Below are 10765 nucleotides of genomic sequence, written 5' to 3' on the forward strand. Positions count from 1 at the left end.
GGCCGAGACGACCTCGCCGACCAGGAGCCCGGCGCCTGGTCGGCGAGGTCGTCTCGGCCATGCCGCAGGTGCTCTCCTTCCTCCAGCTGTCCGCCGGCCCCGTCCCCGTGGACCAGCTCCTCGACCTGCTGCGCCAGCGCGTCACCGAACTGCGCACCGAACGCTGCGAGGTCCCCTACGGCACCGAGGACGGCGACACCCCGAGCCTCAGGCCGGCCGGCCCCTCCGCCGACGCCGACCCGGCGGAGCCCGCCCGAGCCGCCGAACTCGCCCCCCTCCTGGACTGGGCCCTGCACGCCCTCGCCTCGGTGGGCGCCCTCACCTGCGGCGACGGCCACGCCACCCTCACCCCGCTCGGCAGCTGGGCGGTCTGGGTCAAGCTGGAGCAGATCTGCGTCGCCGCGCAGAGCCCGGCCGGCAACATCGAGGTCGCCGCCGAGGTGATGCTCCGCGGCTGCGCCCAGCTCCGCCCGAACGCCGCCCGCGCCGAGTACCGCGCCTGGCTCGCCGCCCGTCCCGTCGGCAGCGCCGTCGGCGACCTGCTCACCGCCGCCCGCGGCGAGGACGCCCTGCTGCGCGGCCTCGCCTTCGAGGCGCTGCGCGTCGTCGGCGCCCCCGCCGAGCCCGACGTCCGCGCCGTCGTCGAGGAGCCCGCCCTGCGGCCGTACGCCCTGCTGTGGCTGGCCGAGCACGACGGGGTGGACCCCGAGGACGCCCACGAGGTGCTCACCCGCGAGGAGGCCACCTGGCTGTGGGTCGACACCGCCGCGGCCGTCGCCGACCACGGCGAGGCGCCGATGCTGGTACGGCACCTGGAGTCCGCGCTCCAGCCGACCGTGCCCGCGCTGCTCGCCGAGGTCCGCTCCGTCGGGCACCCGCGCACCGTGCAGGTCCTGGTGGCGCTCGCCGCCGCGCATCCCGACCCGGCGCTGGCCAAGGCCGTCCGCCGGGCCGCCTTCCAGGTCCACACCGGCGGCTGAACCCGGCGCCGGCGTCAGCCCTGTATCTCGGGCGCGTACGTGCCGAAGCTCCAGATGTTGCCCTCGGCGTCCCGGGCCATGTAGTCCCGTGAGCCGTACTCCTGGTCCGTCGGGGGCATCAGGATCTCCGCGCCGTGCTCCACCGCCCGCCGGTGGTGGGCGTCCACGTCGTCCACGACGACGTACACCCCGGCCGGGCCGGCATCCTTCATCGCCGCGTCGAAGACCCCGCCGCGGCCCTTCGAACCGAGCATCACCGCGCCGTTGCCCTGCACCAGCTCGGCGTGGAGCACCGAGCCGTCCTCGCCCTCGAACACCGACAGCTCGGAGAAGCCGAAGGCCTCCGTGAGCTGCCGGATCGCCGCTTTGGCGTCCCGGTACAACACCGTCGGGTAGATGCTGGGGCGCCCACCGCTCGTGCCTGCCATGTCGATCACTCCCTTGTGATCCCAGCGCGATTCCTGCCGGAAACGTCACTCACGGCCCAGTCTGGCAGCGACCACCGACAACGGCCCCGGACCGGGACACGACCCGACCGGGACGCGGCGTCGGCGGAAGGTGTCGCACCGTCCCGCCCCTCGTACGCGTCCGGCCGGGCGTCCCCTCGAACCGCACGAACCCACCACCTCGGCCCACGCCGGCCCAGACAGCCCGGCCCCCGCCCCGCGCAGCGCCCCGCGAAGATCGAACACCCGCACACAGAAAAAGTGCTTGCACGGCCCCGGTAGAATGGCCCCCATGGCCATTCTCCTCGCGCATTAGACGGCGGGAACGTCCTCAGCCGCCCATCCCGCCCCCCATCCGCTCTGGAGTCTGTCCGTGATCTCCGCCTCCGGCATCGAGCTGCGCGCCGGTGCCCGCATCCTCATCGAGAACGCCTCCTTCCGTATCGCCAAGGGTGACCGCATCGGCCTGGTCGGGCGCAACGGCGCCGGCAAGACCACGCTGACCAAGATCCTCGCCGGTGAGGGCATCCCCGCCGGGGGCCAGGTCACCCGTTCCGGCGAGGTGGGCTACCTCCCGCAGGACCCCCGCACCGGAGACCTCGACGTTCTCGCCCGCGACCGGATCCTCTCCGCCCGCGGTCTCGACGTACTGATCCGCAAGATGCGGGAGAACGAGCAGCGCATCGCCAACGGCGCGGGCGCCACCCGCGAGAAGGCGCTCAGGCAGTACGAGCGCCAGGAGACGGAGTTCCTCACCAAGGGCGGGTACTCCGCCGAGGCCGAGGCCTCCACCATCGCCGCCGCGCTCAACCTGCCGGACCGGGTGCTCGGTCAGCCCCTGCACACGCTCTCCGGCGGTCAGCGCCGCCGGGTCGAGCTGGCCCGGATCCTGTTCTCCGACGCGGACACCCTGCTCCTCGACGAGCCGACGAACCACCTGGACGCCGACTCGATCGCCTGGCTGCGGGACTACCTGAAGACCTACCGCGGCGGCTTCATCGTCATCTCCCACGATGTCGAGCTGGTCGAGACGGTCGTCAACAAGGTGTTCTACCTGGACGCCAACCGCGCCGAGATCGACGTCTACAACATGGGCTGGAAGCTCTACCAGCAGCAGCGCGAGGCCGACGAGAAGCGCCGCAAGCGCGAGCGGCAGAACGCCGAGAAGAAGGCCGCCACGCTGCACTCGCAGGCCGACAAGATGCGCGCCAAGGCCACCAAGACCGTCGCCGCGCAGAACATGGCCCGCCGTGCCGACAAGCTGCTGGCCGGCCTGGACGCCGTACGGAAGTCGGACAAGGTCGCCAAGCTGCGCTTCCCCGAGCCGTCCCCGTGCGGCAAGACGCCGCTGATGGCGGAGGGCCTGTCGAAGTCGTACGGCTCCCTGGAGATCTTCACCGACGTCGACCTGGCCATCGACAAGGGCTCGCGCGTCGTCATCCTCGGCCTCAACGGCGCCGGAAAGACGACCCTCCTGAAGTTGCTCGGTGGCGTCGAGAAGCCCGACACCGGAAACATCATCGAGGGCCACGGCCTCAAGCTCGGCTACTACGCGCAGGAGCACGAGACCCTCGACCCGGAGCGCACGGTCCTGGAGAACATGCGCTCCGCCGCCCCCGACCTGGACCTGGTCGAGGTCCGCAAGACGCTCGGCTCGTTCCTGTTCTCCGGCGACGACGTCGACAAGCCGGCCGGTGTCCTCTCCGGCGGCGAGAAGACCCGCCTCGCGCTCGCGACCCTGGTGGTCTCCTCCGCGAACGTCCTCCTCCTCGACGAGCCGACGAACAACCTCGACCCGGCCAGCCGCGAGGAGATCCTCGGCGCGCTGCAGACCTACAAGGGCGCGGTCGTCCTCGTCACCCACGACGAGGGCGCCGTGCACGCGCTCCAGCCCGAGCGGATCATCCTGCTGCCCGACGGCGTCGAGGATCTGTGGGGCTCCGACTACGCGGACCTCGTCGCCCTGGCGTGACCCGACCGGCTCGACGGCATGAGTGATCCACGGCGTATGGATCATTCGGCCTACCGGTGATCCATCATCTGTGTGAGATCTCCTCGTATCGAGGTGTGTCCTACATCGATTTCGCGGCCGACCCCTTTGTCGACAGGGGTCGGCCGTCGTGCGTCCCTGACCTGGCACTTCGTGGAAGAACTCGTTCGGCCGTACGAACGCCTGTCACTGGAATGACATGTTCCACTTGTGGGGACGCACTCCTGTCGTCAAAACCCTGTCGCACGGACCTTGCCGAATGGGTGGCCATCAGGGCCCGGAGGGGTGATCATGAGGGGACCAGAGCGCACTTCCCATGAGGAGGCACGGGTGGCCGAGACTCTGAAGAAGGGCAGCCGGGTAACCGGCGCCGCGCGCGACAAGCTCGCGGCAGACCTGAAGAAGAAGTACGACTCCGGTGCGAGCATCCGGGCATTGGCCGAGGAGACCGGCCGCTCGTATGGCTTTGTGCACCGGATGCTCAGCGAGTCGGGCGTCACGCTTCGTGGGCGTGGCGGAGCGACACGCGGCAAGAAGGCCGCCTCGTCCTGACCTCGGGCGGCCCATCGGCTTCGATGGTGACCACCCGGTCGGTCTTTCGATCGGCCGGGTGGTTACTGTGCAGTCACTTAGCTGACCGCTAGCTGACCGCACTCATCGGAGGCGCCCCATGGCCACGCCCGACCAGGAACTCGTTCCCCTGCTCGACAAGGACGGCGTACGCCTCACCGTCGACGACGCACTCGCCACGGTGACGCTGACCAATCCGGCCAAGCGCAACGCGCAGAGCCCTGCGATGTGGCGCACCCTGGCCGAAGCGGGCCGGCTACTGCCGGGCTCCGTCCGTGTGGTCGTGCTGCGCGGCGAGGGCAAGTCCTTCTCCGCCGGCCTCGACCGGCAGATGTTCCTGCCCGAGGGGATCGAGGGAGAGCCGTCCTTCATCGATCTCGCGCGCAGTGGCGACGCCGAACTCGACGCCGCCATCGCCGAGTTCCAGGAGGGCTTCACCTGGTGGCGGCGCGGCGACCTCGTGTCGATCGCCGCCGTCCAGGGCCACGCCATCGGCGCGGGCTTCCAGCTGGCCCTCGCCTGTGACCTGCGCGTCGTCGCCGACGACGTGCAGTTCGCCATGCGCGAGACCGGCCTCGGCCTGGTCCCGGACCTCACCGGCACTCACCCCCTCGTCTCCCTCGTGGGCTACGGGCGTGCCGTCGAGATCTGCCTGACCGGCCGCTTCGTCCACGCCCAGGAGGCGGTCGCCACCGGCCTCGCCAACGTCGCCGTGCCCGTCGCCGAACTGGACACCACCGTCCGGGAGCTGGCCGCGGCGATCCTGGCCGCGCCACGCGACGCCGTCGTCGAGACCAAGACGCTGCTGCGCGGCGCCGGCGACCGGACCTACGACGAGCAGCGTGCGGCCGAGCGCGCCTCCCAGGCCCGCCGCCTGCGGGACCTGGCCGGACTCGGAGAGTGAGCGCGGTGGCGGCGGCGGGTCCGGGGCGTCCGCCGGGCGCTCAGCCCACCGCCGTCACCAGCACCGTCACGGTCGGCTGATCCGTCAGCGCGTCCGACACCGCCGAGCGGACCTCCCGGGCCACCTCCAGCGCCCTGTGGCCCGCGCGCACCGCGATCTCCACACGCGCGTGGGGCCGCGGCAGGGCGGCCGTTCCCTCCACCTGCCGCTCCTCCAGGCGTACCGCCCGCCCGAGCACGTCCGTCAGCGCGGACACCCCGGGCACCGCGAGCGCGGCCTCGGCGGCCCGCGCCTCGGCACCCTCCCGCGCCGCGCCGGCCGGCCGGGGCCGCCGCCCGGAATCCGGCTCCGGCCGCATCTCCTCCGGCCGCACCTCCTCTTCCTGCTCTTCCTCCTGCGCCTGGTCGAGCAGTGCCGTCACCCGGAGGTCCACCTCGGCCACCACCAGCCCGAGCCGCTCCGACGCCGCGACCGCCAGTGCCGTACGCAGCCGGGACGCGGTCGTGGGCAGCGGTGCGGAGGCCACCGCCGCGAACTCCGCCGTCACCCGCAACGGCCCCGGCGGCAAGGCGCTCGGGGGCGCCGGAACCACCGGCTCGTGCGCCCGCCCAGGGTCCGCCACCGCGATCCGCAGCACGCCCAGTCGCACGCCGGGCAGCTCCCGTGCCGCCCGGCGCAGCACCTCCCGCGCCGCCTCCTCCGAGATCCAGGCACCGTCCCGCGGCTCACCCAGGGGGAGCAGCCGGCCCATTCCGAGCTGTTCGCGCACCACGCGCGTCCATCTGTCCGCCGTCATTCCTCCAGCCTGCCGCATCCCTGGAGCGAGGTCGGCCCACCGCGCTTACGGTGGCAGAAGGACGACGACCGAAAAGGACGTACGGCGATGAGTGAGACGACGGAACAGAGCAGGACGCAAATCCCGGACGGCGGCACGGAAGGCGTGTCGACGCGGAAGGCGACCAGGCGCGGCGGCGGGGACCCGGCGTCCCGCGGACGCACCACCATCGCCGACGGCGTCGTGGAGAAGATCGCCGGACTGGCGGCCCGCGACGTGGTCGGCGTGCACGCGATGGGCAGCGGCATGAGCCGCACCTTCGGCGCGGTGCGCGACCGGGTGCCCGGCGGCACGAAGTCCGTCACCCGCGGCGTCAAGGCCGAGGTCGGTGAGGTGCAGACCGCGCTCGACCTGGAGATCGTGGTCGACTACGGCGTGTCCATCACCGAGGTCTCGCGGGACGTGCGCGAGAACGTCATCGCGGCCGTCGAGCGGATGACCGGCCTGGAGGTGGTCGAGGTCAACATCGCGGTGAGCGACGTCAAGCTGCCCGAGGACGAGGACGAGGAGCCGGAGTCCCGGCTCCAGTGACATGCCGGCCACCGGGCGACCGGGCCGCTGAGGGGAGTGCACCGTGAACATGGCCGTGGTGGGCATGATCGCCGGCATGGCGCTGGGCTTCGCCGGATACTTCGGCGGGTTCGGGGCCTTCCTGCTGGTGGCGGCGCTGGGCGCCGTCGGCTTCGTCGTCGGGCGGTTCCTCGAAGGGGACCTGGAACTCGGCGACTTCTTCCGCACGCGCGACGACCGGCGCCGGTGACGCCGTGACGCCGGCCAGCGAGGGGACCGGCGACCCCGGCGCCCGCCCGTCCGCGGTCCCGCCGGGGGAACGGGGCGCCACCCGGATCGCCGACCGGGTCGTGGCGAAGATCGCCGCGCAGGCCGCCCGTGAGGCCGTGGGACCATTGCCGCCCGACGCGGCCCGCCCACACGCCACCGTCGTCGTGCGCCCCCACTCGCGGCCCCCCTCGAGCGGAGGGACCCCCGTCGACGCCGCTCACATCCGCGTCCACCTCGAACTCGGCTACCCGACCGACATCGGTCCGCGCTGCCATGCGGTGCGTCGTCATGTCGCCGAACGGGTAGGCGAGTTGGTGGGAATGGAGGTGCCGGAAGTCGCCGTCCAGGTCGAACGCCTGCACCTGACGGCGGACCACGGCGTGGCACACGGGAGGACGCCATGAGCGAGCCCCTGGGCTCCGAGGGCACCACACGACGACTGCCGGTCCTGGACAAGGACAGGACGGCCGAGGACGACGTACCCGAACCCGTACCCGGGCCCGAGCCCGCGCCGGGCAGTGGACGCTTCTGGTCGGCCCGCCGGGTCCCGGCGGCCGTCGTCGCGCTGCTGCTCGCCGCCCTCGCGGGCGTCCTCCTGTACGACATCGCCGCGGTGCGCGCCGACCGGCCGCCCCTGCGGGTCCGCCGGGAGCTGGCACGGCAGCTCGCCGAACGGCCGCTGGACGACGTCTGGGTCCTCGTCGGCGCGGGCGTCGCCACGGCCCTCGGCCTGTGGCTGATCCTCCTGGCCGTCACGCCGGGCCTGCGCGACGTCCTGCCGATGAGCCGGCCCGACCCCGACGTCCGCGCGGGACTGCACCGGGGCGCCGCCGGGCTGGTGCTGCGCGACCGGGCCATGGAGGTCGCCGGCGTGCAGTCCGTCCAGGTCCGCGCCGGGCGGCGCCGCGCCGACGTGCGCGCGGTCTCGCACTTCCGCGACCTGGACGACGTACGGGCCGATCTGGACGCGGTGCTCGGCGACGCCGTCCGCGGTCTGGGGCTGGCCCGGCCGCCCGCGCTGTCCGTGCGGGTGCGCCGGCCCGGACGGAAGGGATGACGACGATGCTCAGGACCGTCAACCGCGTGGCCCTGGGAGTCGTGGGCCTCGTCCTGCTGGCCGTCGGCGGCGCCGTGCTCGCCGTGGGTCTGGGCGCGAACCCGCCCTCCTGGTGGCTCCACGACGGCAAGCACGATGTTCTGCTCAGCACCGCCGAGCGCACCCGGTGGCGGCACGAGGGCTGGTGGTGGCCGACCGTCATCGCCGTGCTGACGGTACTGGTCCTGCTCGCCCTGTGGTGGCTGGTCGCGGTCCTGCGCCGCCGGCGGCTCGGCGAGGTCCTCGTCGACACCGGCGACGGCGCGGGCGCCCTGCTGCGCGGCCGTGCCCTGGAGGGCGTCCTGGCCGGCGACGCGGCCCGGCTGGACGGCGTGTCCCACAGCCACGCCCACCTCACGGGCCGCAGGGACGCCCCCGAGGCCCACGTACGGCTCCTGCTGGAACCGCACGTGGACCCGGCCGTGGCCCTGGACCACCTGACGAACGAGGCGCTGGCGCACGCGCGCGACTCGGCGGCGCTGGAGTCGCTTCCCGCGGAGGTCCGCCTGAGGACGGCCAAGCACAAGGCGGAACGGGTGAGCTGACGACCCGGGTGAGGGGCCTCGGTCTCGGACTCAGCCTCAGAACCCGTGCCGCATCCCGCCGTCCACCGGGACCATGATGCCGGTCAGGTAGGACGCCGCCGGCGACAGCAGGAAGGCGGCCACCCGCCCGAACTCCTCCGGCGCCCCGTACCGGCGCAGCGGGATACGCGACTCGTTCGCGGCGCGGGTCGCCTCCGGGTCGGCCGACAGTCCGTCCAGCTCGCGCACCCGGTCCGTGTCGATCCGCGCCGGCAGCACCCCCACCACGCGGATCCCGCGCGGCCCCAGTTCGTCGGAGAGCGACTTGGCGAACCCGGCCAGCCCCGGCCGCAGCCCGTTCGAGACGGTCAGTGCGGGAATCGGCTCGTGCACCGACCCGGACAGCACGAAGCCGATGACACCCCCGGCCTCCAGTTCGGCGGCGGCCGCCCGTGCCAGCCGTACCGCGCCGAGGAACACCGACTCGAACGACGTCCGCCACTGTTCGTCCGTGATGTCCGCCGCGAAGCCGGGCGGCGGCCCGCCCACGCTCACCAGTACACCGTCGAAGCGGCCGAAGGCGTTCCGCGCGGCGGCGATCAGCCGCGCGGGCGCCTCGGGGTCGGCGTTGTCGACGGCCACCCCGACCGCGTCCGGCCCCAGCGCCTTCGCCGCCCCGGCGGCACGCTCCTCGTCCCGCCCGGTGACGACCACCTTCGCGCCGTCGGCCACCAGCTCGCGCGCGACGGCGTTGCCGAGGCCGCGGGTGGCCCCGGTGACGACGTACACCCGGTCCTTCAGTCCAAGATCCATGGCCCCTATCCTGCCTCCTCGCCCCCGTACAGCATGAGGGCGGTGTTGACGAGGCCGACGTGGCTGAACGCCTGCGGATAGTTCCCGAGGTGGCGGCCGGCCTTCGGGTCGTACTCCTCGGCCAGCAGCCCCACGTCGTTGGCCAGGGCCACCAGACGGTCGAACAGCTCCCGCGCCTCCTGGGTGCGGCCCGTCAGGTGCAGGGCGTCCGCCAGCCAGAACGAGCACGCCAGGAAGGTTCCCTCGTCGCCGGGGAGACCGTCGACGGCCCGCCCGGCGGTGCTGTAGCGGCGCAGCAGACCGCTGTGCCCGAGGTCCTCGCGGACCGCGTCGACGGTGCCGGTCACCCGCGGGTCGTCGGGCGGCAGGAAGCCGACGCGCGGGATGAGCAGCAGGGAGGCGTCCAGTTCACGCGAACCGTAGAACTGGGTGAAGGTGTTGCGCTCGGCGTCGTAGCCCTTCTCGCACACCTCGCGGTGCACCTCGTCGCGCAGCGCCCGCCACCGCGCCACGTCGCCGCCGAGGCGCGGGTACCGCTCGACGGTGCTGACCGCGCGGTCGGCGGCCACCCACACCATCACCTTGGAGTGCACGAAATGACGGCGTCCGCCCCGCACCTCCCACAGGCCCTCGTCGGGCTGCCGCCAGTTCTCGCACAGCCACTTCATCAGCGCGCACTGCAGCGACCACATGTGCGGCTTGGGCGACAGGCCGGAGGTGCGGGCCAGCGACAGCGAGTCCATCACCTCGCCGTAGACGTCCAGTTGGAGCTGGTCGACGGCGCCGTTGCCGATGCGTACGGGGCGGGAGTCCGCGTAGCCGGGCAGCCACGGCAGCTCGCACTCGGGCAGCCGGCGCTCGCCCGCCAGTCCGTACATGATCTGCAGGTCAGCCGGGTCACCCGCGACGGCGCGCAGCAGCCAGTCGCGCCAGGCCTCGGCCTCCTCCGCGTAACCGGCCGCCAGCAGGGCCCCGAGGGTGAGGGTGGAGTCGCGCAGCCAGCAGTAGCGGTAGTCCCAGTTGCGGACCCCGCCCGGCTCCTCGGGGAGGGACGTGGTGAGCGCGGCCGCGATGCCGCCCGTCGGTTCGTAGGTGAGGGCCTTGAGGGTGATGAGGGAGCGGACCACGGCGTCCCGGTGGGGTCCGGCGTAGCGGCAGCGCGCCGACCAGGCCTGCCAGTCCTCGACGCTGATCCGCAGCGCGTCGTAGGGATCGATGAGGGGCGGGCGCGAGAGGTGCGAGGGGTGCCAGGTCAGCACGAACGCGACCGACTCACCCGCGGCGACGGTGAACTCCGCGTGGGTGGCGAAGTCCTCGCCCCAGATGCGCACCTCCGGTTCGCTGCGGAACCACACCGCGTCCGGCCCGGCGATCGCCACCCGGTGGCCGTCGACCCGGCGCATCCACGGGACGACCCAGCCGTAGTCGAAGCGCAGCCGCAGCGTGCTGCGGACGGTGACCCGCCCGCGCACGCCCTCGACGATCCGTACGACGTCGGGGGCGGCGTCGCGCTGCGGCATCAGGTCGGTGACGCGGATCGCACCCTCGTCCGTCTCCCAATCGGTGTCCAGCACGAGCGTGTCGGGGCGGTAGCCGCGGCGGGTGCAGTACTGCCCGTCGGCGCCCTTGGGCGCGATGCGCCAGTGGCCGTTCCCCTCGTCTCCCAGCAGGCGGGCGAAGCAGGCCCCGGAGTCGAAGCGGGGCAGGCACAGCCAGTCGATCGAGCCGTCCATGCCGACCAGGGCCGCGCTCTGTTCGTCGCCGATGACGGCGTAGTCCTCGATGCGGGGGTGCACGGGGTGCGGGTTCCCGGCGGCGGGGCAGGGC

At 73.1% G+C, this 10765-nt stretch carries 13 protein-coding genes; 9 read left to right on the forward strand and 4 right to left on the reverse strand.

What is annotated here, in order from left to right:
• The coding region (locus BZL64_RS30970; RefSeq protein ID WP_107430375.1) for a hypothetical protein at nucleotides 1–980 on the forward strand (980 nt) is incomplete at its 5' end.
• Between the two features lie 14 nt (nucleotides 981–994).
• Here BZL64_RS30970 and BZL64_RS30975 read toward each other — a convergent pair.
• Nucleotides 995–1408, reverse strand: a complete 414-nt coding sequence (locus BZL64_RS30975) for a VOC family protein (RefSeq protein ID WP_086772470.1) — start codon at nucleotides 1406–1408, stop codon at nucleotides 995–997.
• Nucleotides 1409–1799: 391 nt separating this feature from the next.
• Between BZL64_RS30975 and BZL64_RS30980 the strand changes: the two genes are divergently transcribed.
• The 3 genes from BZL64_RS30980 (at nucleotide 1800) to BZL64_RS30995 (ending at nucleotide 4890) form a co-directional block, all read left to right on the forward strand.
• On the forward strand, nucleotides 1800–3398 hold the full coding sequence (locus BZL64_RS30980) for an ABC-F family ATP-binding cassette domain-containing protein (RefSeq protein ID WP_086772460.1): 1599 nt from the start codon (nucleotides 1800–1802) through the stop codon (nucleotides 3396–3398).
• A 348-nt stretch (nucleotides 3399–3746) separates the two neighbouring features.
• Complete coding sequence (locus BZL64_RS30990) at nucleotides 3747–3968, forward strand: helix-turn-helix domain-containing protein (RefSeq protein ID WP_004002281.1); 222 nt, start codon at nucleotides 3747–3749, stop codon at nucleotides 3966–3968.
• 118 nt (nucleotides 3969–4086) lie between these two features.
• Nucleotides 4087–4890 carry an enoyl-CoA hydratase/isomerase family protein gene (locus BZL64_RS30995; protein WP_086772462.1) on the forward strand — a complete coding sequence of 268 codons (804 nt, stop codon included), beginning with the start codon at nucleotides 4087–4089 and terminating at the stop codon, nucleotides 4888–4890.
• Between the two features lie 40 nt (nucleotides 4891–4930).
• Here BZL64_RS30995 and BZL64_RS31000 read toward each other — a convergent pair whose 3' ends face one another.
• Nucleotides 4931–5686 carry a nucleopolyhedrovirus P10 family protein gene (locus BZL64_RS31000; protein WP_086772463.1) on the reverse strand — a complete coding sequence of 252 codons (756 nt, stop codon included), beginning with the start codon at nucleotides 5684–5686 and terminating at the stop codon, nucleotides 4931–4933.
• A gap of 87 nt (nucleotides 5687–5773) precedes the next feature.
• On the opposite strand from BZL64_RS31000, the gene BZL64_RS31005 reads away from it, so the two are divergent.
• Genes BZL64_RS31005 through amaP form a run of 5 tightly spaced genes read left to right on the forward strand, consistent with a single transcriptional unit; the run spans nucleotide 5774 to nucleotide 8146 of the window.
• Nucleotides 5774–6256 (forward strand): Asp23/Gls24 family envelope stress response protein, encoded by a 483-nt coding sequence (locus tag BZL64_RS31005; protein ID WP_086772464.1) that lies wholly within the window; start codon nucleotides 5774–5776, stop codon nucleotides 6254–6256.
• Between the two features lie 43 nt (nucleotides 6257–6299).
• Nucleotides 6300–6485, forward strand: a complete 186-nt coding sequence (locus BZL64_RS31010; RefSeq protein ID WP_086772465.1) for a hypothetical protein — start codon at nucleotides 6300–6302, stop codon at nucleotides 6483–6485.
• A 4-nt stretch (nucleotides 6486–6489) separates the two neighbouring features.
• Nucleotides 6490–6909: an Asp23/Gls24 family envelope stress response protein gene (locus BZL64_RS31015; RefSeq protein ID WP_086772466.1), complete on the forward strand. Its 420-nt coding sequence runs from the start codon at nucleotides 6490–6492 to the stop codon at nucleotides 6907–6909.
• Nucleotides 6906–7562: a DUF6286 domain-containing protein gene (locus BZL64_RS31020; RefSeq protein ID WP_086772467.1), complete on the forward strand. Its 657-nt coding sequence runs from the start codon at nucleotides 6906–6908 to the stop codon at nucleotides 7560–7562. Before BZL64_RS31015 ends, BZL64_RS31020 begins: the two co-directional genes overlap by 4 nt.
• Nucleotides 7559–8146 carry an alkaline shock response membrane anchor protein AmaP gene (gene amaP / locus BZL64_RS31025; protein WP_208639550.1) on the forward strand — a complete coding sequence of 196 codons (588 nt, stop codon included), beginning with the start codon at nucleotides 7559–7561 and terminating at the stop codon, nucleotides 8144–8146. The genes BZL64_RS31020 and amaP overlap by 4 nt, the downstream gene beginning before the upstream one ends.
• Before the next feature lie 36 nt (nucleotides 8147–8182).
• Here amaP and BZL64_RS31030 read toward each other — a convergent pair whose 3' ends face one another.
• Nucleotides 8183–8938, reverse strand: a complete 756-nt coding sequence (locus BZL64_RS31030) for an SDR family oxidoreductase (RefSeq protein ID WP_086772468.1) — start codon at nucleotides 8936–8938, stop codon at nucleotides 8183–8185.
• Between the two features lie 5 nt (nucleotides 8939–8943).
• Nucleotides 8944–10734 carry a glycoside hydrolase family 15 protein gene (locus BZL64_RS31035; RefSeq protein WP_086772469.1) on the reverse strand — a complete coding sequence of 597 codons (1791 nt, stop codon included), beginning with the start codon at nucleotides 10732–10734 and terminating at the stop codon, nucleotides 8944–8946.
• Between the last annotated feature and the right edge of the window lie 31 nt (nucleotides 10735–10765).

The organism is Streptomyces bobili (genome assembly GCF_002154575.1).
Classification (GTDB): domain Bacteria; phylum Actinomycetota; class Actinomycetes; order Streptomycetales; family Streptomycetaceae; genus Streptomyces; species Streptomyces bobili.

Excerpts from the sequence above, each read along its gene's own strand:
- BZL64_RS30995 (WP_086772462.1), top strand. The coding sequence starts at position 4,087 with ATGGCCACGCCCGACCAGGAACTCGTTCCCCTGCTCGACAAGGACGGC.
- BZL64_RS31000 (WP_086772463.1), bottom strand. The coding sequence starts at position 5,686 with ATGACGGCGGACAGATGGACGCGCGTGGTGCGCGAACAGCTCGGAATG.
- BZL64_RS31030 (WP_086772468.1), bottom strand. The coding sequence starts at position 8,938 with ATGGATCTTGGACTGAAGGACCGGGTGTACGTCGTCACCGGGGCCACC.
- BZL64_RS31005 (WP_086772464.1), top strand. The coding sequence starts at position 5,774 with ATGAGTGAGACGACGGAACAGAGCAGGACGCAAATCCCGGACGGCGGC.
- amaP (WP_208639550.1), top strand. The coding sequence starts at position 7,559 with ATGACGACGATGCTCAGGACCGTCAACCGCGTGGCCCTGGGAGTCGTG.
- BZL64_RS31020 (WP_086772467.1), top strand. The coding sequence starts at position 6,906 with ATGAGCGAGCCCCTGGGCTCCGAGGGCACCACACGACGACTGCCGGTC.
- BZL64_RS30975 (WP_086772470.1), bottom strand. The coding sequence starts at position 1,408 with ATGGCAGGCACGAGCGGTGGGCGCCCCAGCATCTACCCGACGGTGTTG.